This window comes from Heliomarina baculiformis, assembly GCF_019966545.1.
GTDB lineage: Bacteria > Pseudomonadota > Alphaproteobacteria > Rhodobacterales > Rhodobacteraceae > Heliomarina > Heliomarina baculiformis.
In genome coordinates this window covers 250,735-273,457 of sequence record NZ_JAIMIC010000007.1, presented here as the reverse complement: position 1 = coordinate 273,457, position 22,723 = coordinate 250,735, and the positions used below count along the sequence as shown (strand labels likewise).

General features: G+C 59.5%; 21 protein-coding genes. 16 read left to right on the top strand and 5 right to left on the bottom strand.

The window, feature by feature from the left end:
• Positions 1-66 precede the first annotated feature (66 nt).
• Genes tsaD through MF268_RS17620 form a run of 3 tightly spaced genes read left to right on the top strand, consistent with a single transcriptional unit; the run spans position 67 to position 2,551 of the window.
• On the top strand, positions 67-1,167 hold the full coding sequence (tsaD, locus tag MF268_RS17630; RefSeq protein WP_238372175.1) for a tRNA (adenosine(37)-N6)-threonylcarbamoyltransferase complex transferase subunit TsaD: 1,101 nt from the start codon (positions 67-69) through the stop codon (positions 1,165-1,167).
• Positions 1,164-2,120: an NAD(P)H-dependent glycerol-3-phosphate dehydrogenase gene (locus MF268_RS17625; RefSeq protein WP_238372174.1), complete on the top strand. Its 957-nt coding sequence runs from the start codon at positions 1,164-1,166 to the stop codon at positions 2,118-2,120. The genes tsaD and MF268_RS17625 overlap by 4 nt, the downstream gene beginning before the upstream one ends.
• Before the next feature lie 11 nt (positions 2,121-2,131).
• The gene (locus MF268_RS17620) at positions 2,132-2,551 is read left to right on the top strand and encodes an EVE domain-containing protein (RefSeq protein ID WP_238372173.1); all 420 of its coding nucleotides are present in this window, start codon (positions 2,132-2,134) and stop codon (positions 2,549-2,551) included.
• Between the two features lie 195 nt (positions 2,552-2,746).
• Here MF268_RS17620 and MF268_RS17615 read toward each other — a convergent pair whose 3' ends face one another.
• Positions 2,747-3,088, bottom strand: a complete 342-nt coding sequence (locus tag MF268_RS17615) for a DUF2853 family protein (protein ID WP_238372172.1) — start codon at positions 3,086-3,088, stop codon at positions 2,747-2,749.
• A gap of 257 nt (positions 3,089-3,345) precedes the next feature.
• Between MF268_RS17615 and MF268_RS17610 the strand changes: the two genes are divergently transcribed.
• On the top strand, positions 3,346-3,783 hold the full coding sequence (locus tag MF268_RS17610; protein ID WP_238372171.1) for a universal stress protein: 438 nt from the start codon (positions 3,346-3,348) through the stop codon (positions 3,781-3,783).
• 18 nt (positions 3,784-3,801) lie between these two features.
• Complete coding sequence (locus MF268_RS17605; RefSeq protein WP_238372170.1) at positions 3,802-5,340, top strand: alanine/glycine:cation symporter family protein; 1,539 nt, start codon at positions 3,802-3,804, stop codon at positions 5,338-5,340.
• A gap of 72 nt (positions 5,341-5,412) precedes the next feature.
• On the opposite strand, the gene ahcY is transcribed toward MF268_RS17605, so the two are convergent.
• Positions 5,413-6,804, bottom strand: a complete 1,392-nt coding sequence (gene ahcY / locus MF268_RS17600) for an adenosylhomocysteinase (protein ID WP_238372169.1) — start codon at positions 6,802-6,804, stop codon at positions 5,413-5,415.
• A gap of 14 nt (positions 6,805-6,818) precedes the next feature.
• On the opposite strand from ahcY, the gene MF268_RS25250 reads away from it, so the two are divergent.
• Together MF268_RS25250 and MF268_RS17595 are read left to right on the top strand one after the other, a co-directional pair.
• Positions 6,819-6,950: a hypothetical protein gene (locus MF268_RS25250; protein WP_273545065.1), complete on the top strand. Its 132-nt coding sequence runs from the start codon at positions 6,819-6,821 to the stop codon at positions 6,948-6,950.
• Positions 6,951-6,980: 30 nt separating this feature from the next.
• Positions 6,981-7,577 (top strand): HD domain-containing protein, encoded by a 597-nt coding sequence (locus MF268_RS17595; RefSeq protein ID WP_420485442.1) that lies wholly within the window; start codon positions 6,981-6,983, stop codon positions 7,575-7,577.
• Here the strand turns inward: MF268_RS17595 and MF268_RS17590 are convergent.
• The 3 genes from MF268_RS17590 to MF268_RS17580 form a co-directional block, all read right to left on the bottom strand.
• Complete coding sequence (locus tag MF268_RS17590; RefSeq protein ID WP_238372168.1) at positions 7,574-8,746, bottom strand: glycosyltransferase 61 family protein; 1,173 nt, start codon at positions 8,744-8,746, stop codon at positions 7,574-7,576. The two genes, MF268_RS17595 and MF268_RS17590, sit on opposite strands and share 4 nt — an antisense overlap.
• Positions 8,747-8,751: 5 nt before the next feature.
• Positions 8,752-9,306 carry an ActR/PrrA/RegA family redox response regulator transcription factor gene (locus MF268_RS17585; RefSeq protein ID WP_238372167.1) on the bottom strand — a complete coding sequence of 185 codons (555 nt, stop codon included), beginning with the start codon at positions 9,304-9,306 and terminating at the stop codon, positions 8,752-8,754.
• 77 nt (positions 9,307-9,383) lie between these two features.
• The gene (locus tag MF268_RS17580; protein ID WP_238372254.1) at positions 9,384-10,004 is read right to left on the bottom strand and encodes an SCO family protein; all 621 of its coding nucleotides are present in this window, start codon (positions 10,002-10,004) and stop codon (positions 9,384-9,386) included.
• A 90-nt stretch (positions 10,005-10,094) separates the two neighbouring features.
• Between MF268_RS17580 and regB the strand changes: the two genes are divergently transcribed.
• The 9 genes from regB to hslV all read left to right on the top strand — a co-directional run bounded on the left by regB (position 10,095) and on the right by hslV (position 22,681).
• Entirely contained in the window at positions 10,095-11,492 is a 1,398-nt protein-coding gene (regB, locus tag MF268_RS17575; protein WP_238372166.1) for a sensor histidine kinase RegB, read from the top strand.
• Positions 11,493-11,585: 93 nt separating this feature from the next.
• Entirely contained in the window at positions 11,586-13,136 is a 1,551-nt protein-coding gene (locus MF268_RS17570) for a PAS-domain containing protein (protein WP_238372165.1), read from the top strand.
• A 40-nt stretch (positions 13,137-13,176) separates the two neighbouring features.
• Entirely contained in the window at positions 13,177-13,647 is a 471-nt protein-coding gene (gene tsaE / locus MF268_RS17565) for a tRNA (adenosine(37)-N6)-threonylcarbamoyltransferase complex ATPase subunit type 1 TsaE (RefSeq protein ID WP_238372164.1), read from the top strand.
• Entirely contained in the window at positions 13,644-14,648 is a 1,005-nt protein-coding gene (locus MF268_RS17560; RefSeq protein ID WP_238372163.1) for an aminoglycoside phosphotransferase family protein, read from the top strand. Before tsaE ends, MF268_RS17560 begins: the two co-directional genes overlap by 4 nt.
• On the top strand, positions 14,648-15,331 hold the full coding sequence (locus tag MF268_RS17555) for a nucleotidyltransferase family protein (RefSeq protein WP_238372162.1): 684 nt from the start codon (positions 14,648-14,650) through the stop codon (positions 15,329-15,331). The genes MF268_RS17560 and MF268_RS17555 overlap by 1 nt, the downstream gene beginning before the upstream one ends.
• Entirely contained in the window at positions 15,331-18,264 is a 2,934-nt protein-coding gene (gene addB / locus MF268_RS17550; protein ID WP_238372161.1) for a double-strand break repair protein AddB, read from the top strand. Before MF268_RS17555 ends, addB begins: the two co-directional genes overlap by 1 nt.
• Positions 18,261-21,638, top strand: coding sequence for a double-strand break repair helicase AddA (addA, locus tag MF268_RS17545; RefSeq protein ID WP_238372160.1), 3,378 nt, complete (start codon positions 18,261-18,263; stop codon positions 21,636-21,638). Before addB ends, addA begins: the two co-directional genes overlap by 4 nt.
• A gap of 37 nt (positions 21,639-21,675) precedes the next feature.
• The gene (gene trxA / locus MF268_RS17540; RefSeq protein ID WP_088631750.1) at positions 21,676-21,996 is read left to right on the top strand and encodes a thioredoxin; all 321 of its coding nucleotides are present in this window, start codon (positions 21,676-21,678) and stop codon (positions 21,994-21,996) included.
• Positions 21,997-22,123: 127 nt separating this feature from the next.
• Entirely contained in the window at positions 22,124-22,681 is a 558-nt protein-coding gene (hslV, locus tag MF268_RS17535; RefSeq protein ID WP_238372159.1) for an ATP-dependent protease subunit HslV, read from the top strand.
• The last annotated feature ends 42 nt before the right edge of the window (positions 22,682-22,723 follow it).

Sequence of the window (22,723 nt, the reverse complement as noted above, 5' to 3'; positions counted from 1 at the left end):
CGGGATTGTGAGCGGCGTGGTTGAGTGTTACCTCCGGTCAGGCAATCATGCAACGGAACCTGCGGCATGTCTCAAGACCTCACCGTTCTCGGACTGGAAAGCAGCTGTGACGATACGGCCGCCGCCATCGTGCGCCACTCGGCCGATAAAGGAGCCGAAATCCTCGCGTCTGTCGTCTATGGTCAAACCGACCTTCACTCGGCCTTTGGCGGGGTCGTCCCCGAAATCGCCGCCCGCGCGCATACTGAAAAGCTGGATATTTCCGTTAGCGAAGCGATGCGGCAGGCCGGCCTCGGCTTTGATGACCTCGACGCGATAGCCGTAACAGCCGGTCCCGGTCTGATCGGCGGTGTTCTGTCCGGTGTCATGTGCGCCAAAGGCCTCAGCGTCTCAACAGGGCTTCCGCTGATCGGAGTCAACCACCTCGTCGGCCACGCGCTTACCCCCCGGATGACAGATGGAGTCGCTTATCCCTACCTGATGCTGCTGGTCTCCGGCGGCCACTGCCAGTTCCTCATCGCTCATAGCGCGACCGAATTCTCTCGCCTCGGCGGCACGATCGACGATGCACCGGGCGAAGCTTTCGACAAGGTCGCGCGGCTTCTTGGCCTGCCCCAGCCCGGCGGTCCGTCGGTCGAGGCCGAGGCCGAAAAGGGCGACCCCAAGCGTTTCAGAATGCCGCGTCCCCTGCTGGACCGCGACGACTGCAACCTGTCTTTCTCCGGCCTGAAGACAGCTCTCCTGCGCGCCCGCGACCAGATCGTCGCGGAAAAAGGCGGGCTGACAAGACAGGACCGCGCCGATCTCTGCGCCGGCTTCCAGCAGGCGGTGGTCGATGTTCTTTCCGCCAAGCTGGAGCGCGCGCTGGGTGAGTACATTTCCCGCACGGGGACCAAGTCACCGACAGTGGCCGTCGCCGGAGGTGTTGCTGCGAACAAGCAGATCCGGGAAGGATTAGAGACTGTTTGCGCCAGATTAGAGACTGTTTTCCTCGCGCCCCCCCTCAAATATTGCACCGACAATGCCGCGATGATCGCGTATGCTGGTATCGAACTCTTCAACTCCGGACAGCGCGACGACATGACCCTCGCCGCCCGACCCCGCTGGCCATTGGACAATAGCAGCCCCGCCCTTCTGGGAAGCGGCCGCAAAGGAGCCAAGGCATGACTCTTGCCGTGATGGGATCGGGTGCATTCGGTACCGCCCTTGCCATCGCGCAATCGCATGAAGGCCCTGTCCTCCTGTGGTCACGCTCCGCAGAACAGACAGCGGACATGCGCAAGAAGCGTGAAAACGCCGTCCGCTTGCCGGGACACCCGCTGCCCGAGACGATTGCACCGACATCAGAGATTTCCGACCTGTCCTCGGCAGATCCCGTTCTGATCGCCGTTCCCATGCAGAAACTGCGGGACGTTTTGTCCGAACACCGCTCAGTGCTGGACGGAAAGAACCTCGTTATCTGCTGCAAAGGCATCGAACTATCCACCGGACTTGGTCCCATCGCCGTCACGCAGGAGGTCATGGAAAAAGGGTCTCCTGCCCTTCTGACCGGGCCAAGCTTTGCCGCAGATATCGCCCGCGGCCTGCCTACGGCCCTTACACTCGCCTGCGAAGACTCCACGCTCTGCAAAAACCTCCAGACCAGGCTGTCGACCGGAAACCTCAGACTGTATCGCACGACAGACACGATGGGCGCGGAAATTGGCGGCGCCCTCAAGAACGTCATGGCAATCGCCTGCGGCGCCGTCATTGGCGCACAGCTTGGCGACAGCGCCCGCGCCGCCCTGATGACCCGCGGCTATGCCGAGATGGTCCGTTTCGCAGTGGCGCGCGGCGGGCAGGCGGATACCCTGGCCGGTCTCTCGGGCTTTGGCGATCTTGCCCTCACCTGCAGTTCCGATCTGTCGCGGAATTATCGGCTTGGCCTCTCAATCGGTCGCGGTGAAGAGTTCGACCCCTCGATCACGGTCGAAGGCGCGGCTACCGCCCGCGCCATCCTTGCCAACGTGCCCGATATCGACATGCCGATTACGCGCGCAGTGGTGACACTGATCGACCAGAAACAGACCCTAAACCAAGTGATTTCAGAACTTTTGTCCCGCTCGCTCAAGGAAGAATAGACGGAGGTCTCATGGCATACTGGCTTTTCAAATCGGAACCCTCGACATGGAGCTGGCAAAACCAGCAGGACAAGGGCGAGGAAGGCGAGGAGTGGGATGGCGTGCGCAACTACCAGGCCCGCAATTTCATGCGAGAGATGAAACTTGGCGACAGGGGGTTCTTTTACCACTCTCAAACGGAGAAGGCAGTTGTCGGCATTGTCGAAGTCTGCGCCGAAAGCCACCCGGACAGCACGACGGATGACGAGCGCTGGGAATGCGTGGACATCAAGGCTGTCCGATCCTTTAAAGAACCGGTCACGCTGGATCAGATCAAGGCCGAAGAGTCGCTCGCCGAGATGATCCTCGTGAAAAACTCACGCCTCTCGGTTCAGCCGGTGACCGATACGGAATGGAAACGGGTCTGCGAAATGGGCAAAACCGATCCGTGAACCAGAATTGAAAAGAGGGCCCGGACACAGCCGGAACCCTCTGTCACCCACGTGCTCCCTACGCACCACACGTGTAACTTGAAACTGGTTCCGACCGTCCTGGTCTGTAACCGTGGTACCCCAACCGGTTCCACATGGCAAAACAATTGCCCGTAGGATAAGACGCAAATTGTACCGGTTAGGGCGGTAATTCGCTCAGGCGTAGACGGACTCTTTTCCGAAATGCTTGGTCAGCATGTAATAAACCACGGCCCGATACTTGTTGCGTTCGGATTGGCCATAAGTTTCAATCACCGAATTCATGGCTGCATCCAATTCCGGCCCGTCGGAAAGTCCGAGCTTCTTGATCAGGAAATTGTTCTTTACCGTTTCCAATTCGCCCGGCTGGCTTGCTGCAACGGTCGAGGAATCGTCATTGTAAATTGCCGGACCGCAGCCGATCACAACCTTGGTCAAAAGATCCATATCCGGGTCCATGCCACATTTTTCTTTGAGATCAGCGGCGTATTTTTCAATCAGCTCGTCTCTTTTTCCCATCGGTCTTGGCCTTTCCAAATTGTTAATACGCGCGAAATCCGGGAAGAGCTCCCGGTTTCGTTAACAGACTAACCGGCGAATTCCCGCATAAGAAGCTAAAACTTTAACGTCTACTCCGGCGGGTATTAACTTTTTGTAAATATGTCATGACAGACCGGGTATCAGAGTCCATCCTTAACAAATGCGGGTCTAACCGCTGAATTCGTGCTCCGTCATTGAATTCCAACATCGACGGCGTACGCAACCGGAGGGATGAAATGACATCGGAAACCTATGTCGTCGCCTATGAATGCGTCGAAGATGACGATAGCGTGCTGGATTACGCTATCGCCAGCGCCAAGAAAACAGGGGCCGGACTTCACATTGTGCATATCCTTGAATGGTCGCCCTATACTTTCCTGACTCCCCAAGAGATCGAAGAACGTCACGGACGGCGAAAGGAAGAACTGACCCGCGCCAAAGAAGCCCTGCTTGACCCGGCCATGGCGCGCGTCAAGGCGGCGGGTGTGCCCGTTGACGGCGAAATCCGGTACGGGTCGATTGCCGAACTGGTCGTCGCCATCACCAAGGAAGTCAACGGTACCATGATCTACGTGGGCCGCTCGGGTATGCATTCGATCAGTGCCCGCGTGTTCGGCTCTGTCCCGCTGGGGCTGGCCCAGATCGCCCACGTCCCCACCGTCATTGTCCCCTGACCACAGGAGCAGTCTTTCATGCGTTTCAACAAATTATTCCCCGCTCTTGTCGCATCGCTGACGCCCGCGCCGCTGATGGCTCAGAGCCTGGACGAAACCATTAACACGATATTCGCCGATTATACCGGCTGGTACGTATCGTTCATCTTTGCGCCGCTTCCCGGCACCACCTTTTCATGGATCGCCCTCTGGCTCGTCGTCGGCGCATTGATCTTCACAGGCTACTTCGGGTTCATCCAGCTTCGCGGCTTTACTCATTCCATCCAGCTCGTAAAGGGCGACTACTCTGATCCCCATGACGCTGGGGAAGTCAGCCATTTTCAAGCCCTTGCCACTGCTCTCTCTGGGACCGTCGGCCTCGGTAATATCGCCGGCGTGGCGGTCGCCGTTGGTATCGGCGGGCCGGGCGCAACATTCTGGATGGTCATCGCCGGCATCTTCGGCATGGCGACGAAATTCACCGAATGTACGCTGGGCGTGAAATACCGCAACGAATACCCGGACGGACGGGTTTCAGGCGGCCCGATGTACTATATCACCAAAGGTTTCGCGGAACGCGGGCTTCCCGGCGGCAAGATCCTCGCGATCATTTTCTGCATCTTCACCATCCTCGGTGCCCTCGGCGGCGGCAACATGTTCCAGGCCAACCAGGCACACGCGCAGCTATCGGGCGTCCTCGGGGACTACCCCGGCTGGATCACCGGCATCGTCATCGCCATTGTGACTTTCATGGTCATCGTCGGCGGCATCAAATCCATTGCCAGCGTCACCGAAAAAGTCGTGCCTTTCATGGGGATCTTTTATGTTGCCGTGTCGCTCATCATCCTGTTGATGAATTTCGACATGATCGGCTGGGCCTTTGGCCAGATCTTCATGGGTGCCTTCACCGGGCTTGGCGTTGTCGGCGGCTTTACAGGTGCGCTGATCCAGGGCTTCCGCCGTGCGGCATTCTCGAACGAGGCCGGTATCGGTTCGGCGGCCATCGCCCACTCTGCGGTGAAAACCAAGGAACCGATCACCGAAGGTTATGTCGCCCTGCTTGAACCCTTTATCGATACGGTTGTGATCTGCACCATGACCGCGCTGGTTATCGTGATCACCGGTGTCCTTAACGTAGACCCGGAAACCGGCCTCTACGTTTGGAACGCGGAAGCGGGTCGCATCTCAACCCAAGGCGAAGTCGCAGGGGTCGAACTCACCTCGGCCGCCTTTGCATCGGTCTTCTCATGGTTCCCGGCATTGCTGGCCATCGCGGTGGTCCTCTTTGCTTTCTCCACCATGATCTCGTGGAGCTATTACGGCCTCAAGGCATGGACCTACCTGTTCGGCGAAGGCGCGGCGAAAGAGATCGTGTTCAAGGTGATCTTCTGCATCTTCATAGTGATCGGCTCGGCCGCCAATCTAGGGCCGGTGATCGACTTCTCCGATGCGATGCTGTTCTCCATGGCGATCGTGAACATCATCGCTCTCTACCTGCTGATGCCGATCGTGAAACGCGAGCTCAGCAGCTATATCGCCCGACTGCATTCGGGCGAGATCAAGCGCTTCAAGGGCTGATCCAGACCCTGCAAAAGAAAAAGCCCCGCCGAGATTTCGGCGGGGCTTGTCATTTCAGCACTCAGGCCGAAATCAGTAACGATAATGTTCCGGCTTGAACGGACCTTCCGGCGTAACGCCGATATACGCGGCCTGCTCCGAGCTCAGCTCGCTCAAGCGGACACCAATCCGTTCCAGATGCAGACGGGCAACTTTCTCGTCCAGATGCTTGGGCAGGATGTAGACCTCGTTCTTGTATTCCTCACCACGGGTCCACAGCTCGATCTGAGCCAGAACCTGGTTGGTAAAGGATGCAGACATCACGAAGGATGGGTGACCGGTCGCGTTACCAAGGTTCAGCAGACGACCTTCGGACAAGAGGATGATCTTGTTGCCCGAGGGCATTTCGATCATGTCCACCTGTTCCTTGATGTTGGTCCATTTGTGGTTCTTGAGGCTGGCAACCTGGATTTCATTGTCAAAGTGGCCGATGTTGCCGACGATGGCCATGTTCTTCATCTCGCGCATATGCTCGATGCGGATCACGTCCTTGTTGCCGGTCGTGGTGATAAAGATGTCAGCGCTGTCGATAACGTCCTCAAGACGGACAACTTCGAAACCATCCATCGCGGCCTGAAGCGCGCAGATCGGATCGATCTCGGTCACTTTCACGCGGGCACCGGCACCGGCCAGCGACGCCGCCGACCCTTTGCCCACATCGCCGTAACCGCAGACGACGGCAACCTTGCCGGCCATCATCACGTCGGTCGCGCGGCGGATACCGTCAACCAGCGATTCCTTGCAGCCGTACTTGTTGTCGAACTTCGACTTGGTCACGCTATCGTTCACGTTGATCGCCGGGAAAGGCAGCTGGCCTTTCTTGTGCAGATCGTAAAGACGGTGAACGCCGGTGGTGGTTTCCTCGGAAACGCCTTTGATCGCATCGCGCGTCTTGGTGAACCAGCCGGGGCTTTCCTTCATGCGCGTCTTGATCTGCGCAAAGATCGCCTCTTCCTCTTCCGAGGTCGGCACTTCGATCAGGTTGGTTTCACCCGCTTCGACACGTGCGCCAAGCAGAACGTAAAGCGTTGCGTCACCGCCATCGTCGAGGATCATGTTCGCACCTTCCGGGAACTGGAAGGATTTGTCGAGGTAATCCCAGTGCTCGACCAGACTCTGCCCCTTGACCGCAAAGACCGGCGTACCACCGGCAGCGATTGCCGCGGCCGCGTGGTCCTGCGTCGAAAAGATGTTGCACGACGCCCAGCGCACATCGGCGCCCAGCGCGGTCAGGGTTTCGATCAGAACCGCCGTCTGAATGGTCATGTGCAGCGAACCGACGATCCGCGCACCTTTCAGCGGCTTGCTCTCGCCGTATTCTTCACGCAGCGCCATCAGGCCCGGCATTTCGGTTTCGGCGATATCAAGCTCTTTGCGCCCGTAATCGGCGAGGTTGATGTCCTTGACGGCATAATCTTGGGTCACGATGGGAAACTCCTATGATTTTGAGCGCATTTACCATCACCTCCCCAAAGGCGCAACGTGACAGGGTGATCACCTTTAACGAAGACCTAATCAATCCGGGTTTCACGCGCTTCGGGCTGGACGAGCGCATTGGATTTGGGCAGTAAACCGGGACTCCCCTTGTCTGACCGAGAGCCATGATGAAACCTCCCCGCGCCTGGCAACGCATGCTGTCCGGCCGTCGCCTTGATCTGCTTGATCCGACGCCCGTGGACATCGAAATCGAAGACATCGCCCATGGTCTGGCCTTTGTCGCGCGCTGGAACGGACAGACAAATGGCGATTTCGCCTATTCCGTTGCGGAACATTCGCTTCTGGTCGAAGTGCTGTTTCGCCGCATTGCACCCAAGGCGCCTCCGAAATGGCAACTGGCCGCGCTTTTGCACGACGCGCCCGAATACGTGATCGGCGACATGATTTCCCCGGTGAAAGCAGCTGTCGGGCCCGGTTACAAGGATCTCGATATCCGTCTGACCTCGGCCATCCACATCCGTTTCGGCCTGCCCGCCACAATCCCCGCCAGCGTGAAACGCCAGATCAAGAAGGCCGACAACATCAGCGCATGGATGGAAGCGACGAGCATCGCGGGCTTTACCGAGGCCGAGGCGAACAAGTTCTTTGGCAAGCCGGACCAGGCTCTAATAGGGGATTTGACTATCGTCTTGCGCGCCCCCGTTGAAACACGCCGGGATTTTACGCAGAGATACGAGCACCTCTCGCGACAGCTTGGCTAGGTCGCTTTCCTCGCCCGGCGCGCCGCGCGTATCCGGTTACGCTTGTACTTCGGCAATTCCTCAGGCGCGTTCTTCCCGGTCAGCTTCTTGGCGGCGAAAAGCGCCTGCCGCTCCTCGTCGCTCAGCGCCTCCCATGCCGCCGCATCGCGGATAAAACCGCCCTCGGCCAGCATGGCGCCGATCCTCTGCAAATCCAGCTCACCAAAGGACAGCCGATTGGATTTCTTCTTGTCGGTCGCCTTGACCCATTCGCTGCGCAGCGCCTCGATCATCAGCGGTTCGCGCCCGCAAAAATGCGTGACATTCGATTGCAGCAGGTTATTGGCCGAGGATTTGCGCCGCAAGACAATGGCCAAAGACTGATCCGCGCGCCCGACCATCGCAAACAGGTGAATGGCCGAACCATCCGCCGCCACGATCTGCTTTGCCGCCTTGTAGCGCGCGATCTGTGTTGCCATGTCATGCCGTTGCGGATGAAAGATCTCGTAGCCTTCGCTTGCCAAAAGCTCTTCCATACGCTCTTCGCCCAGCAAACCGCCCTTGCCGACGCCCAGCGCCGAGCGTGAAATATAGATCTTTTCCGGCCCCTCCGCCGCGACATCCGCAGCAAACCGGTTATGAACCGCCTGCCTGAAAGACTCCGTCCCCGCCGTGATCCGGCCAAGGCCAAACCCCTGCCCCGGCACCACCAATTCTTCGACGCTGGCCGGGTCAGTCACAACCCGGATTGGCATCTCCGGAGCCATCAACTGGATGAAATCCTTGTGAAATCCCCGGACCGCATCACCCGCCCGTGGGCGTCGTGGCATGAACAGGATGCCGTCAACAGGCTGTTCCAACTGATCGAGTGCCCACAATCGAGCGCTGCTTTCTACGAGGAAATGTCCGAAATGCGCCCAGAGAACTCCGCCCCATAGCCAGCGCCCGGGCAGCGGCTCAGCCCGCTCCGGCATTTCCGGCGCAATGGTCAGGGCGCGAAATTTCCGCCACAGCGCCCCATGGGCGCAATAGGCACCATCCTCGGACAAAACGCCCGCCGGTTGGATAAAGTCGCCCTTGAGCGGCGGCACCACAACGGCACGTTTCAAAGTCACGATCTCTTCGGACCAGCCGCCTGTCGGATCAGGCTGGCTGCCCTGCGCGCCCAAAGGCAGATCGCCCCCGGACACAGGCTCTAACGTGGACTTCTTTTCGCAAGGATGCGTTGCAGGGTCCGGCGGTGCATGTTCAGCCGCCGCGCCGTTTCGCTCACATTGCGATCGCAAAGCTCATAGACGCGCTGGATATGTTCCCAGCGCACCCGGTCAGCGCTCATCGGATTTTCTGGCGGCGGCGGCAGTTCGTCCGTCTTCGCCAGAAGCGCATTGGTGATGTCGGTCGCATCCGCCGGTTTCGACAGGTAGTCTGTCGCTCCGATCTTGACCGCCGCCACGGCAGTGGCAATGGCGCCGTATCCGGTCAGCACCACGACCCGGCTGTCGGGCCGCTTGTCCCGCAGAACCTCAACCACATCCAGCCCGTTGCCATCCTCAAGCCTCAAATCAACGACCGCATAGGCCGGTGGACGGGCTGTCGCGATGGCACGCCCGGCAGCAACAGAACCTGCCATTTCGACTTCAAAGCCACGCTTTTCCATCGCCTTGGCCAGCCTGCGCAGGAAAGGCTCGTCATCGTCGAGCAAAAGCAAAGACCGGTCAGGACCAAGCTCATGCGGATCAACGGTTGCCATGCGGGTTCCTCCGGCATTTGTTCTTTATTTTACATACTATGAAGACCGGCATCGAAAAGGTCAAACCAGCGATTCGCCTAGAGGTTGTCTATGATGCAGGCGGTCTTTTCGGCCATATCCTCGGCGCTCAGATCCCGGCGAAAGAATTCGATGAACCCGTTCTCTGGAGTCATAAGGTAGGTAAAGGTCGAATGATCGACGAGGTAGAATTCGCCCTCGTCCTTGTGCGCGTTGTAATAGGCCTTGTAGGTCTGGCTGACATTCTTGATCTGCTCCGCCGAACCAGTCAGGCCAATCATCCGCTCATGCAGGTTGTCGGCAAAGTCACCAACGACCTCGGGCGTATCCCGATCCGGATCGACGGTGATGAAAACCGGCGTTACGCCATAACCGGCGTCCTGTAGCAGATCGACCGCATCTGCGTTGCGCGCCATATCCATCGGGCAGACATCCGGACAGAAGGTGTAGCCGAAATAGACCAGCGACGGTTCGGTGATCACCTCCGTATCGGTCACCGTCTCACCCGATGCATTCACCAGCTCGAAAGGACCGCCAATCTGGGCCGAGCCGCCCGCGACTTGACCAACCCCGCAAGAGGCCAGCGGATTGTCGTTGCGCGCATATACGGTGTAAAGCCAGGTACCGCCCAAAAGGGCCACCAGAACGGCCGCTCCGAGAAATGCAAAATAGCGGCGCATCGTGATTATCCTCTGGCTCATGATTGTTGATCGTTCCGGCGTGGACACCTATCAACATATTTAGCCGCCGCAACAGACGTAAGGTCACGCATGTTCAATTCTTCCGGCGCCATTCTCCACGGGCAGGAACGCAGCAACTGGATCCGTCTGCGCACGCTGATCTTTCTGCGCTGGGTCGCCATCGTCGGGCAGCTTGCCGCGATCACCGTGTCGCAGCAGATGTACAACCTGCAACTCGAATTCGGTCTTTGCTACCTCGCCATCGGGGTCTCGGTCGTCGGCAACCTGATTGCGATTTTCGTCTTTCCGGAAAACAAGCGTCTGAATGAGACAGAGAACTTCATGATGGTTCTCTTCGACCTGCTCCAGCTTTCCTTCCTGCTTTACCTGACCGGTGGGCTGAACAACCCCTTTGCCATGCTGATGCTGGGCCCGGTCACAATTTCCGCCAGCGTTCTGGGCCTGCGCTCGACGATATTGATCGGCGGTTGCGCGATCATGCTGGTGACGATGCTAGCGGTCAATCACCTCCCCCTCGTCACCGAAAGCGGCGAGGTACTGCGCCTGCCGGACATGTTCGTCTTTGGCAACTGGGCCGCGATCACCATCGCAACACTCTTCATGGGCGCCTATTCCCGTCGCGTCAGTTCAGAGATGCACTCCATGTCCGACGCGCTTGCCGCAACGCAAATGGCCCTCGCCCGTGAACAAAAGCTGACTGACCTTGGCGGTGTGGTTGCGGCCGCGGCGCATGAACTGGGCACACCACTTGCCACGATAAAACTCACCAGTGCCGAACTCTTCGAGGAACTGGACGACCGCCCCGACCTGCGCGAGGATGCCCAGCTTATCCGCGAACAGGCCGACCGGTGTCGCGACATCCTGCGCAACATGGGCCGGGCCGGTAAGGATGACCTGCACCTGCGTCAGGCACCTCTCAGCGCCGTGCTCAATGAAGCCGCCGAACCGCATATGGATCGCGGCAAGGAAATCATCTTCGAAGAACACCCCGGCTCGGGCACCGCTTTTCAGCAGCCTTCGATCCTGCGCAAACCAGAGGTCATCCACGGCTTGCGCAACCTCGTCCAGAACGCCGTCGATTTCGCCCGAACCACCGTCTGGCTGGAATCGAGCTGGAACGAGAACTTCATTTCGATCCGCATCATGGACGACGGCCGTGGTTTTCCACCGCAGACTATCGGCCGCATTGGCGATCCCTTCATGCGCCGCAGACGTCAGGAAACCGACCGGCCCTCCCGCCCAGGGTACGAAGGCATGGGCCTTGGGCTCTTCATCGCAAAGACGCTTCTGGAACGTTCCGGCGCCGAACTTCGCTTTGCAAACGGGCCGGAATGGACGGGCGACGTTCCCGTAATGGCAAACCGCACAGGTGCCATTGTCGAAGTCCGCTGGCCCCGCCGCAGCATCGACGCCCGCGCCGGCGACAATATCGTTCCCCTCGGGAAGAACCGGCCTATCGAAACGTGACGGTGAGATAATCTCCTCCGGTTAAGGTCGTGTTAACCATTTCTCGGAACTGTAGCTAAGGTCCTTGGCTGGAGAAACGGTAATACTTTTCCCATGAGTGAGTGGATAGCCCTTGTAATCGTTTCCTTGCTTTCGGCAATTCTGACGGTAGCAACCCTTTCTCCCGGTTCCCGGTCCTCCCGATCATGGAGAAGCAAGTACGTCGCGGAAACGAACGATGACGCGGTCTGGATATTCGATGGCAACCGTTTGCTCGATGCCTCCTCTGCAGCAAGCGGATATATCGAGGCCAGCGAGGAAAATTTTGACTGGAATACTCTGTGTGAGGCGTTGAAAACGCGCTTTCGCGATCTGCCGTCCTCGCAAAGCGAGCTGCGGCTCGCAGGGCGCGTGCGGCGTCGCGCCATAGGGAAGGAAGACCCCGCAATTCTCACGATGGAATGGCTCGACGGCATTACCCGGGTCCGCATCGGCGAAAACAGTGCTGTTCAGAATGACCCGTCTCTTCTGCTCGGCCCCTCGGCACGGGATGAGCTCTTGCAGCTTCGGCTTGCGGTCAACAAAACCCCGTACCCGATCTGGCAACTCTCTGAATCGGGCGACGTAGTATGGAGCAATGCCGCCTATCAGTCTCTGGCCGAAAAGATCAGTTCGAAACCCGAATCCGAAACCTCCTGCTTGTTCCCGATCCTGCCCAGCGACGTGGAACAGTCCCGCTCCCGCCGGGTGCCAGTCACCATGCTCGGCACTGGTGACCGGATCTGGTACGATGTTTCTGTTATCGCCAATGACGAAGGTCCGCTTTGCTGCGCCGTAAACGTGAACGCAGTGGTCGAAGCGGAAAACGCACAGCGGAAATTCGTGCAGACGCTGGCCAAGACCTTCGCGCAGCTTTCCATCGGGCTGGCGATTTTCGACCGCAACCGGCAGCTCGCGCTTTTCAATCCAGCGCTGATCGACCTGACCGCCCTGCCCGCCGAATTCCTCTCGGCCCGCCCCAACCTGCTCACCTTTTTCGACCGGTTGCGTGACCAGCGCATTATGCCGGAGCCCAAGAATTACAGTGGCTGGCGCCACCAGATGGCCGAGCTTGTCGCCGCCGCCTCCGATGGCCGCTATCAGGAAACATGGTCGCTGCCGTCGGGTTCGGTCTATTCGGTCAACGGACGCCCGCATCCGGATGGCGCTATCGCCTTTCTGTTTGAGGATATCACAGCCGAGATCACCCTTACCCGCCGTTTCCGGTCGGATCTGGAACTGGGTCAGGCTGTGCTTGACGAAATCGGCGATGCCTTTGTCGTCTTTGTTCCCGATGGCACGCTGGCCCTGTGCAACAAGGCCTATCGCGATCTCTGGAATGTCGATCCAGACAGCAGCTTTACCCAAAGCACCGTCATCGACGCGACCCGGATCTGGCAACAGAATTGCAAGGCAACGCCGATCTGGGGAGAAATCCGCGATTTCGTCAGCGCCAGCGAAAATCGTACCAACTGGGAAGCTGAAATCACGCTCCAGAATGGTGAACGCATGCTGTGTCGCGTCCGCCCCATCCTGAACGGCACCAGTCTCATCACCTTTTCGAACCTGTCGCCCGCCAACATGGTTCAGATCAACGGGAAACCGCAGCTCGAAGTGCATAACTGACCGCTTGCGGCTGCCGGTCCGGCTCGCCATTGTGCGGCTCATGACCGCCGAACGCACTTTCACCCTGACCTCGCCCGAAGACAGCGCAGCCTTCGCCACCCGGCTGGGCAAAACGCTCGCGCCGGGCGATACGGTGCTGTTCTTTGGCCCCGTCGGCGCGGGCAAGACCCATATCTGCCGACATCTGGTGCAGTCACTTCAGGATATCCCCGAAGACGTGCCCTCTCCAACATTCACCCTCGTTCAGATCTACGACGGCTCCACAGGCACGATCTGGCACGCCGATCTCTACCGGCTGTCCGGCCCCGACGAGATCGAGGAACTTGGCCTGACGGATGCCTTCACCGACGCCATCTGCCTGATCGAATGGCCTGAACGCCTGGTCGATTTGACCCCGCTCGATGCCCTTACCCTTGAACTCTTGCCCGACAAGGTGAACGAAGACAGCCGCCAACTGAACCTCAGCTGGACCGACCCGAAATGGGAAAAGAAACTGGAAATGCTCACATGACCGACCGCGCCGAACTCGCAAAAGCATTCATCGCCGGAACCGAGTGGAAGAATGCCGACCGCAGCCTCTTGGCCGGTGATGCGTCGAACCGCAGGTATGATCGGCTGACCAAAACGGAGACCGGCGGAACCGCTGTTTTCATGGACGCGCCGCCGGAAAAGGGCGAAGACATCCGCCCCTTCGTCAAGATAGCCCGGCACCTGAAAGAAACCGGACTGAGCGCGCCCGAAATCATCGCCGCGGACGAGGAAAACGGATTTCTCATCCTCGAGGATCTGGGCGACGATCTTTTTTCCCGCGTCATTGCTAATGACCCCGCCCTCGAAGAGGAACTCTACAGCGCGGCGGTCGATGTCCTGATCGAACTGCACAAGGCGCCGCTCCCACCTCTTGGCGCTTACGACGCGGCGCTGATGACCGATCTGGCCGGTCTGGCGTTTTCTGAATATGCCGACCGCGTCAATGGCGCGCCCGATCCGCAGGTGGCCGAGCGTTTCGCGGGGCAGTTCAATACGATCCTGCGCGATATCGAACCCGAAAACCCCGTCCTGGTTCAGCGCGACTACCACGCCGATAACCTGCTCTGGCTACCTGACAGAACCGGCGTCGCGCGTGTCGGCCTGCTGGATTTTCAGGATGCCATGTCGGGTCACCCGGCCTATGATCTCGTCTCCCTGCTTCAGGACATTCGCCGCGATGTCTCTCCTGGGGTCGAAGCGAAGATGATCGCCCATTACATCGACGAAACCGGCGTCCAGGATCACGCTTTCCGCAAGGCCTACGCCGTGCTCGGCGCCCAGCGCAACCTGCGGATTCTCGGTGTATTCGCACGGCTCGGAACGACCTATGGCAAACCCCGCTATGTCGAAATGATCCCGAAGGTCTGGGAGGTTCTCACCCGCGATCTCGAACACCCGGCGCTGGCCCTGGTTGCGGATCTTCTGCTTACCAACCTGCCCCAACCGACGCCTGAAAATCTCGCGCTTCTTCGGGCCGAATAATGAATGCTCCAAAAGCCATCATGCTCTTTGCCGCCGGGTTCGGCACGCGTATGGGCGAACTGACCGCCGACAGGCCCAAACCTCTTGTCAACGTGCTGAACAGGCCACTGATCGACCACACGCTTGAAATCGTGGATAATTTCGGCCCGCTGCGCAAAGTGGTGAACACCCATTACAAGGCCCCAATGCTGGCAGATTACCTCGCCGGTCGCGATATCCTCATCTCGGACGAACAGCCGGATATCCTCGATACCGGCGGCGGGTTGAAAGCTGCCCTGCCCCTGCTGGCGGCCGATCCTGTCTTTACCATGAACACGGATGCGATCTGGGCCGGTCCCAACCCGCTGTCCTGCCTTGCCAAGGCCTGGGATCCCAATCGCATGGACGCGCTGCTGATCTGTGTGCCGGTCGGAAACACCGTCGGTCGCGTGGGCGGCGGTGATTTCTCGCTTGACCCCGATGGCAGGCTCGCGCGCCAGGGCGATTATGTTTATGGCGGCGTTCAGATCCTCAAAACCGGCGCGGTCGAGCACACAGATCAAAAGGTCTTCTCCCTGAACCGCGTCTGGGATGACCTAAGCCAGTCCGGGCGGATCTTTGGATGTGCCTATCCCGGCCGGTGGTGCGACGTCGGCCATCCTCAAGGTATCGGGCTCGCTGAACAGTTGCTAAAGAATGCATGATGTTCGAACCCAGTGACAAACCCCGCCTCTTTGCCTTGCCCCCCGGCGTCGATTTCCCGGCCGAGCTGATCAAGGGGCTGGATGCCCGTCTCGCCGGCCAATCGCCCGAAGCGCTGGCCCGCGTCCAATTGATCGTGAACACCCGCCGAATGGAACGCCGCATACGGGATATTTACGATGCGGGACCCGCCCGGCTGTTGCCCCGGCTCTCGCTTGTCACCGATACGGTGTACAGGGGGTGTACAGATGCTGCACGGCTTGTGACCCCTGTTTTGCGCCGTCGTCTCGAACTCGCGCAGCTCATTTCTGTCCTGCTCAAGGCCCAGCCGGATCTTGCCGCGCAGTCGTCTCTCTACCATCTCGCCGATAGCCTCGCCGCGCTCATGGACGAGATGCAGGGCGAAGGTGTAAGCACCCAGACCATCCGCGATCTGGACGTTTCGGACATGTCCGGTCATTGGGCGCGCGCGCAGCAATTCATTGGAATCGTTGACAGTTATCTGGGTGAAGGTGAGGACAGGATCGATCCGCAGGCACAGCAGCGGGCGCAGGTTGAAGCGCTTGTAAAGGAATGGGCCGTAAACCCACCGTCGCACCCGGTGATCCTTGCCGGGTCGACCGGATCGCGTGGCACCACGCTGATGCTGATCGACGCGGTTGCCCGGCTGCCGCAGGGGGCGGTGATCCTGCCGGGCTTCGATTTCGATCAACCGCAATCGGTCTGGGACGACATGGCCGACGCGCTGGTTTCCGAAGACCATCCGCAGTTCCGTTTCTACCGGATGATGGAAACGCTGGGACTGAACCACGAGGATGTCCAGTCTTGGACCGAGGGCGAACCGCCGTCAAAGGCGCGCAATAGGCTGGTCTCGCTTGCACTAAGACCGGCACCGTACACACACGCCTGGCTTGAGGAAGGCCCGCATCTTCAGGACATAGCGGGCGCGACGGAAAACCTGACACTTGTCGAGGCCCCCGGCCCCCGCGCCGAAGCGCTGGCCATCGCGATGCGGTTGCGGCAGGCCGTCGACGATGGTCAGACGGCGGCATTGATCACGCCCGACCGGATGCTGACCCGGCGGGTCAGCGCGGCAATCGATCAATGGCGTATCCTGCCCGATGACAGCGCGGGCTTGCCTTTGCAACTCTCCCCGCCGGGCCGGTTCCTGCGCCATGTGGCGCAGCTTTTCACGCAGCGGCTGAACAACGAAAAGCTGATGGCCCTGCTGAAGCACCCGCTTTGTCACAGCGGCGCGGAACGTGGGGAACATCTGCTTCTGACGCGGGATCTTGAACTGTTTCTGCGGAAAAACGGTCCGCCGTTTCCCGATGCGGAAAGCCTTGGCGCCTACCAGACACGGGATACCGGCGATGTCCCCCCACACTGGATCGACTGGCTCGTCGAGACGGTCACGGATCGCTGCGTCGAAAATTCCCTGCCGCTTGGCGAATGGATCGAGACACTTGTAACTCTCGCGGAAAAACTGGCCGCAGGCAGCCGGGCCGAGGGTAGCGGCGGGCTTTGGGAGAAGAACGCAGGCCAAAAGGCGCTCTCTGTCATCGCCGCCCTTCGGGACGAAGCGGAATACGGGGGCGAGATGACCGCCCGCGAATTCACCGACCTGCTGGGCGCGGTTCTCAGTGGTGAAGAGGTCCGCGACCGGGACGCCCCGCATCCTCAGGTGCTCATCTGGGGCACGCTGGAGGCGCGGGTTCAGGGGGCGGATCTGCTCATCCTCGGCGGTCTGAACGAAGGCACATGGCCCGAAGCACCGTCCCCCGACCCGTGGCTGAACCGCAAGCTCAGGCATCAGGCCGGATTGTTGCTGCCCGAACGGCGGATCGGGCTTTCTGCTCATGACTTCCAGCTTGCCGTGGCGGCACCGGAAGTCTGGCTGACGCGGTCGGAACGATCCGAGGATTCCGAAACGATCCCCTCGCGCTGGCTGAACCGCATCACCAACCTGTTGCAGGGTTTGCCGGAACAAGGCCGCCCAGCGCTCGAAGCCATGCGAAACAGGGGCCGCAAATGGGTCGACTGGGCCGAAACGATGGAAGAGGCGGAACCGATTGAACCCGCCAAACGGCCCTCTCCGCGGCCGCCGGTCGCCGCGCGTCCCCGCAAGCTGTCAGTGACGGAAATCAAGCGGCTGATCCGGGACCCTTACGCGGTCTATGCCAAGCATGTCCTGCGACTGCGGCCGTTGGATCCGCTGGTACGCGAACCAGATGCACTGCTGCGCGGCATCGTCGTGCACGAGATTCTCGAGCATTTCGTCAAGGAAACACGGGACGACCCCTCCAAGCTCAGCCTCAATGCCTTCTTGGAAAAATGCAGCGCGATCCTCGAAGAAAAAGTGTCATGGCCCGTCGCCAAACGCCTGTGGCAGGCCCGGATGAAAAAGGTGGCCGAGCCATTCGTTGAAAGCGAAGTTCAGCGCCAGTCCCGGGCGATACCTTTGAAGTTCGAGGTCAGCGGCGGCATTTACCTTGCACCGCTCGATTTCCGACTGAGCGGACAGGCGGACAGGATCGACCAGAACGAAGTGGGTGAACTGATCATCTACGACTACAAGACAGGCACGCCGCCCAGCGCGTCGGTTCAGGCCAAGTTCGACAAGCAACTTCTGATCGAAGCCGCGATGGCCGAGCAGGGTGCCTTTGACAACGTGCCGATGGGCAAGGTGATCGCGGCGACCTTTATCGGGCTCGGCAGCAAGTATAACGAAGTCGAAGCCCCCCTTGTCGAGGAGCCGCCGGAAAAGGTGCTGGCCGAATTGCGTGAATTGATCGGCGCCTATTTCGAGCAGGATCAGGGGTTTACCTCGCGACGGGCACAGCAAAAGGACACGGATGCCGGAGATTACGACCAACTGGCGCGGTTTGGCGAATGGGACCGCAGCGCCCCTTCCAGTCCCGAGGATCTCACATGACCCCGCGCGATGAAGCGACGGAACGTCAGGTTCAAGCAGCACGGCCCGATGCCTCCACATGGCTTGCCGCAAATGCGGGTTCTGGTAAGACCCGCGTTCTGACCGACCGCGTGGCGCGGCTCTTGATGGCTGGGGTTCAGCCGCAGAATATTCTTTGCCTGACCTATACCAAGGCCGCCGCCAGCGAGATGCAGAACCGGCTGTTCAAGCGGCTGGGTGAATGGGCGATGCTGGACGACACCCGACTGGCTTCCGCTCTTACGGTTCTGGGCGTCGACGGAGTGATCACCCCGGAGCGGATGCGCCATGCGCGCACCCTGTTTGCACGGGCAATCGAAGCGCCGGGCGGACTCAAGATCCAGACGATCCATTCCTTCTGTTCATCGCTTTTGCGCCGCTTCCCGCTGGAAGCTGGCGTCAGCCCACAATTCACCGAGGTCGAAGACCGCGGAGCGCGGCTCTTGCAGCAGGAAATCGTTGAGGATTTCGCAAACGGAGACCAAGCCGCGCTGTTGGACGGAGTCGCGCAATACATCAGCGACAACGGTTTCGACGGGCTGACCGCGATGGTCCTCGGCAAGCGCGCTGCATTTTCGGGGCAACCGGACCGGGGCGCGATTATGCAACTGTTCGGTTTGCCCGAAGACCTTGACGAAAGCGCCATTCTCGGGCGCGTGTTTCTTGGTGATGAAATGGCTCTGCTGGCGCGCTTGATAGCCGCGCTGCAAGGTGGCGGCAAAACGGATCAATCGAACGCAGACAAGCTGGCCTCGATCAAGGAGTTCGACCTTAAGGCCTTGCCAATACTCGAAAATGTGTTTTTGACGGGGGCAGGGGCCAAAGAACCCTTTACAGCCAAAATCGGTTCTTTCCCCACGAAGTCGGTGCAAAAGGACAACCCTGCACTGATGGATGAGGTCGAGGATTTCATGCGCCGGGTGGAAGATACCCGCACGGCCCGGCTGGGTCTTGTCACGGTTGAGAAGTCGCTCGCGCTGCATCGTTTCGCAGCCGCTTTCCTACCGGAATACGAGCGGCGCAAGCAGGTCAGAGGCTGGCTGGACTTCGACGATCTGATCCTAAAGGCACGCCAATTGCTGAACGATCCCGCCGTCGCGGCCTGGGTTCTTTACAGGTTAGACGGGGGGATCGATCACATCCTTGTCGACGAGGCGCAGGATACCAGCCCAGAACAATGGGACGTGGTGGAAAAGCTGGCGCAGGAATTCACCAGCGGTATCGGTGCGCGCGAGGATGTCGATCGCACCATTTTTGTGGTCGGTGACAAAAAGCAATCGATCTATTCCTTTCAGGGTGCCGACCCGGACGCCTTTGACCGCATGCAGGCAGAGTTCGGCGCCCGGCTAAAGGCCAAGGGGTCGCGGCTTTTCGATCTTGAACTGGAATTCTCGTTCCGTTCGGCCGAGACCATTCTTAGGCTTGTCGATCTTGTCTTTGACGGGCGTGGCGAGGCGGGCTTTTCCCCGGATTCCAAGCACCGTGCGTTCAAATCCGATCTGCCCGGACGTGTCGATCTTTGGCCCTGCGTCGAAAAGGTCTCTGATGACGAGGACCAGCCTTGGACCGATCCGCTGGACCGGCCAAGCCCGCGTCACCACACGGTCATTCTCGCCGAACAGATCGCCGCCGAAATCAAACGGCAAATCGACACCGGCGAGACGATTCCGGACGAGGATGCAGAAGGGCTGCATCGACGGCCGGTGAAAGCAGGCGACTTCCTGATCCTCGTACAACGCCGGTCCGATCTTTTTGCCGAGATCATCCGGGCCTGCAAATCTGCAGGGCTTCCCATTGCCGGGGCCGACCGGCTGAAGGTCGGGGCGGAGCTTGCTGTCAAGGACCTTGGCGCGCTCCTGAGGTTTCTCGCGACACCCGAGGACAATCTGTCGCTTGCCACGGTACTGAAATCGCCCATCTTCGGGTGGACTGAACAACAGCTGTTCGATCTCGCGCATCGCCGGAAAAGCAATTTTCTCTGGCAGAGCCTGCGAGATCGGGCAGGGGAGTTCCCTGAGACACTGTCGGTTCTCTATGACCTTCGCAATCAGGCGGATTTCCTCCGGCCCTTCGATCTGATCGAGCGGATTTTGACACGCCACGACGGCCGTCAAACCCTGCTCGGGCGGTTGGGGGCCGAGGCCGAGGACGGGATAAATGCGCTGCTGTCTCAGGCACTGGCTTATGAGCGGGTCGAGATACCCAATCTCACCGGGTTCCTCGCATGGATGGAAACCGACGATCTCGAGATCAAGCGCCAGATGGGCAACGCCGGCAACATGATCCGGGTAATGACCGTGCATGGCTCAAAAGGGTTGGAATCGCCTATCGTCATCCTTCCGGACACGGCGAAGCGACAGGTCGGCGGGCGCGGAGATCTCTCCATTCTTGAAGGACAGCCCGTTTGGCGTCCGGCCGCTGCCGATCTGCCGCGCGTGTTGCAGCCCTCCATCGACAGAGCGAAGCAGGGGGAGATCAACGAAAGACAGCGCCTACTTTACGTAGCGCTGACCCGAGCGGAAAAACGGCTTATCGTCGCTTCTGCCGGGGATTTGGACAAGAATGGCGACAGCTGGTACCAGATTATCGAGCCCGCAATGCGCCGCGCGGGGGCGACCGAACGCGATTTTCCGGGCGGCACCGGTCTGGAACTTGTGGATGACGCATGGACCGATTTGCCGATCCGCAGTCCGGATACGATCGTATTCGAAAAGCAGCGCGTTCCCGACGTGTTTTCCAAAGCCATCCCGGATGTTGTCGTGGCACCGGAAACCCTGAGCCCGTCCGACCTTGGCGGGGCGAAGGCACTTGCCGGTGCGGAAGGAGAAACCGAAGATATCGCAAAGCTTCGCGGGACACGTATTCATACCTTGCTTGAACACCTGCCTGCCGCGATGCCCGAAGACCATGAGCTTTTCGCCGATCGTCTTGTTTCCGGCCTGACCGCAGAAGAGCGCGCGGATATCCTGAGCGAAGCGCAGGCCGTCATGGCCAACCCGGAATTGACGCACCTGCTTGGTCCGGACGTGCTTGCCGAAGTGCCGATCACCGCAAATATCGGATCGCGTCGCATTCACGGTGTCATTGACCGGCTGGTAGTGACGGAAACGGATGTGCTGGCGGTGGATTTCAAGACAAACGCGACTGTTCCCGCCACGCCGGAACTCTGCCCTGAGGGATTGCTGCGCCAGATGGGCGCGTATCTGTGGGCGTTGAAACAGATCTACCCTGACCGAAGCTGCCGCGTCGCGATCCTCTGGACGCGAACCGGGGCTCTCATGGAACTATCCCACGATCTCGTGACCGATGCGCTTGCGCGAACCCCGGAGCTTGACCTTGGCGCCGGCCGTTCATAGGTTCCCTAACCTGACGCATCTCTTTAGGAGTACCCCCATGTCCACCGTCGCCGTAACAGACGCCACGTTTGACGCCGAAGTGAAAAATTCCGATGTCCCCGTTGTGGTGGATTTCTGGGCCGAATGGTGCGGTCCGTGCAAACAGATCGGGCCCGCGCTTGAAGAACTGTCCGAAGAATACGGTGATCGGATTAAGGTTGCCAAGGTCGACGTAGACAGCAACCCGAATTCTGCCGCCGCCATGGGTGTGCGAGGCATTCCGGCCCTGTTCATCTTCAAGAATGGCGAAGTCGTATCCAACCGTGCCGGCGCCGCGCCCAAAGCCGCGCTTCAGAGCTGGATCGACGACGCGCTCTGATCGCAGCGACATAATCGCGATCCAGAGGCGTTCCCATGGGAGCGCCTTTGTTTTTACTGGGAAAATTCCTGCCCCTTGTCACTCATGGACGCGGGTTACATATAGGGCGCATGAACCAGGAGGCAGTATGAGCAAAGAAGATTTCCCCGGCTGGCATGGCACGACAATCATCGGCGTGAAAAAAGGCGGCGAGGTTGTCATTGCAGGTGATGGTCAGGTTTCGCTTGGTCAGACAGTGATCAAGGGGACCGCCCGCAAGGTGCGCCGTCTATCGCCCGGAGGTTATGATATTGTTGCCGGGTTCGCCGGATCGACAGCCGATGCCTTTGCGCTGCTGGAGCGCCTGGAAGCCAAGCTCGAAGGACTGCCGGGCCAACTTGCGCGAGCTAGCGTGGAACTGGCCAAGGATTGGCGCACGGACAAGTATCTGCAGAAACTCGAAGCCATGCTGATCGTCTCGGACGGGGCGGATATTTTTGTCATCACGGGTGCCGGTGATGTTCTGGAACCCGAGCATGACGTGACTGCAATCGGGTCCGGCGGAAACTATGCGTTGGCCGCGGCCCGCGGCATGATGGACAGCGAACGCGACGCCGAGCAGATCGCGCGCGATGCGATGAAGATCGCTGCCGACATATGTGTCTATACGAATGGCAACCTGACCGTTGAAAAAATCACCAAGTAAGAAAATTGGAATTTTCTTGGCAAATTTCTTTCAGAAATTTGG

Bases quoted from the DNA above. Each gene is read 5' to 3' on its own strand.
- tsaD (WP_238372175.1), top strand. From the start codon at position 67: ATGTCTCAAGACCTCACCGTTCTCGGACTGGAAAGCAGCTGTGACGAT.
- MF268_RS17625 (WP_238372174.1), top strand. From the start codon at position 1,164: ATGACTCTTGCCGTGATGGGATCGGGTGCATTCGGTACCGCCCTTGCC.
- MF268_RS17620 (WP_238372173.1), top strand. From the start codon at position 2,132: ATGGCATACTGGCTTTTCAAATCGGAACCCTCGACATGGAGCTGGCAA.
- MF268_RS17615 (WP_238372172.1), bottom strand. From the start codon at position 3,088: ATGGGAAAAAGAGACGAGCTGATTGAAAAATACGCCGCTGATCTCAAA.
- MF268_RS17610 (WP_238372171.1), top strand. From the start codon at position 3,346: ATGACATCGGAAACCTATGTCGTCGCCTATGAATGCGTCGAAGATGAC.
- MF268_RS17605 (WP_238372170.1), top strand. From the start codon at position 3,802: ATGCGTTTCAACAAATTATTCCCCGCTCTTGTCGCATCGCTGACGCCC.
- MF268_RS25250 (WP_273545065.1), top strand. From the start codon at position 6,819: ATGATTTTGAGCGCATTTACCATCACCTCCCCAAAGGCGCAACGTGAC.
- MF268_RS17595 (WP_420485442.1), top strand. From the start codon at position 6,981: ATGATGAAACCTCCCCGCGCCTGGCAACGCATGCTGTCCGGCCGTCGC.
- MF268_RS17585 (WP_238372167.1), bottom strand. From the start codon at position 9,306: ATGGCAACCGTTGATCCGCATGAGCTTGGTCCTGACCGGTCTTTGCTT.
- MF268_RS17580 (WP_238372254.1), bottom strand. From the start codon at position 10,004: ATGCGCCGCTATTTTGCATTTCTCGGAGCGGCCGTTCTGGTGGCCCTT.
- regB (WP_238372166.1), top strand. From the start codon at position 10,095: ATGTTCAATTCTTCCGGCGCCATTCTCCACGGGCAGGAACGCAGCAAC.
- MF268_RS17570 (WP_238372165.1), top strand. From the start codon at position 11,586: ATGAGTGAGTGGATAGCCCTTGTAATCGTTTCCTTGCTTTCGGCAATT.
- tsaE (WP_238372164.1), top strand. From the start codon at position 13,177: ATGACCGCCGAACGCACTTTCACCCTGACCTCGCCCGAAGACAGCGCA.
- MF268_RS17560 (WP_238372163.1), top strand. From the start codon at position 13,644: ATGACCGACCGCGCCGAACTCGCAAAAGCATTCATCGCCGGAACCGAG.
- MF268_RS17555 (WP_238372162.1), top strand. From the start codon at position 14,648: ATGAATGCTCCAAAAGCCATCATGCTCTTTGCCGCCGGGTTCGGCACG.
- addB (WP_238372161.1), top strand. From the start codon at position 15,331: ATGTTCGAACCCAGTGACAAACCCCGCCTCTTTGCCTTGCCCCCCGGC.
- addA (WP_238372160.1), top strand. From the start codon at position 18,261: ATGACCCCGCGCGATGAAGCGACGGAACGTCAGGTTCAAGCAGCACGG.
- trxA (WP_088631750.1), top strand. From the start codon at position 21,676: ATGTCCACCGTCGCCGTAACAGACGCCACGTTTGACGCCGAAGTGAAA.
- hslV (WP_238372159.1), top strand. From the start codon at position 22,124: ATGAGCAAAGAAGATTTCCCCGGCTGGCATGGCACGACAATCATCGGC.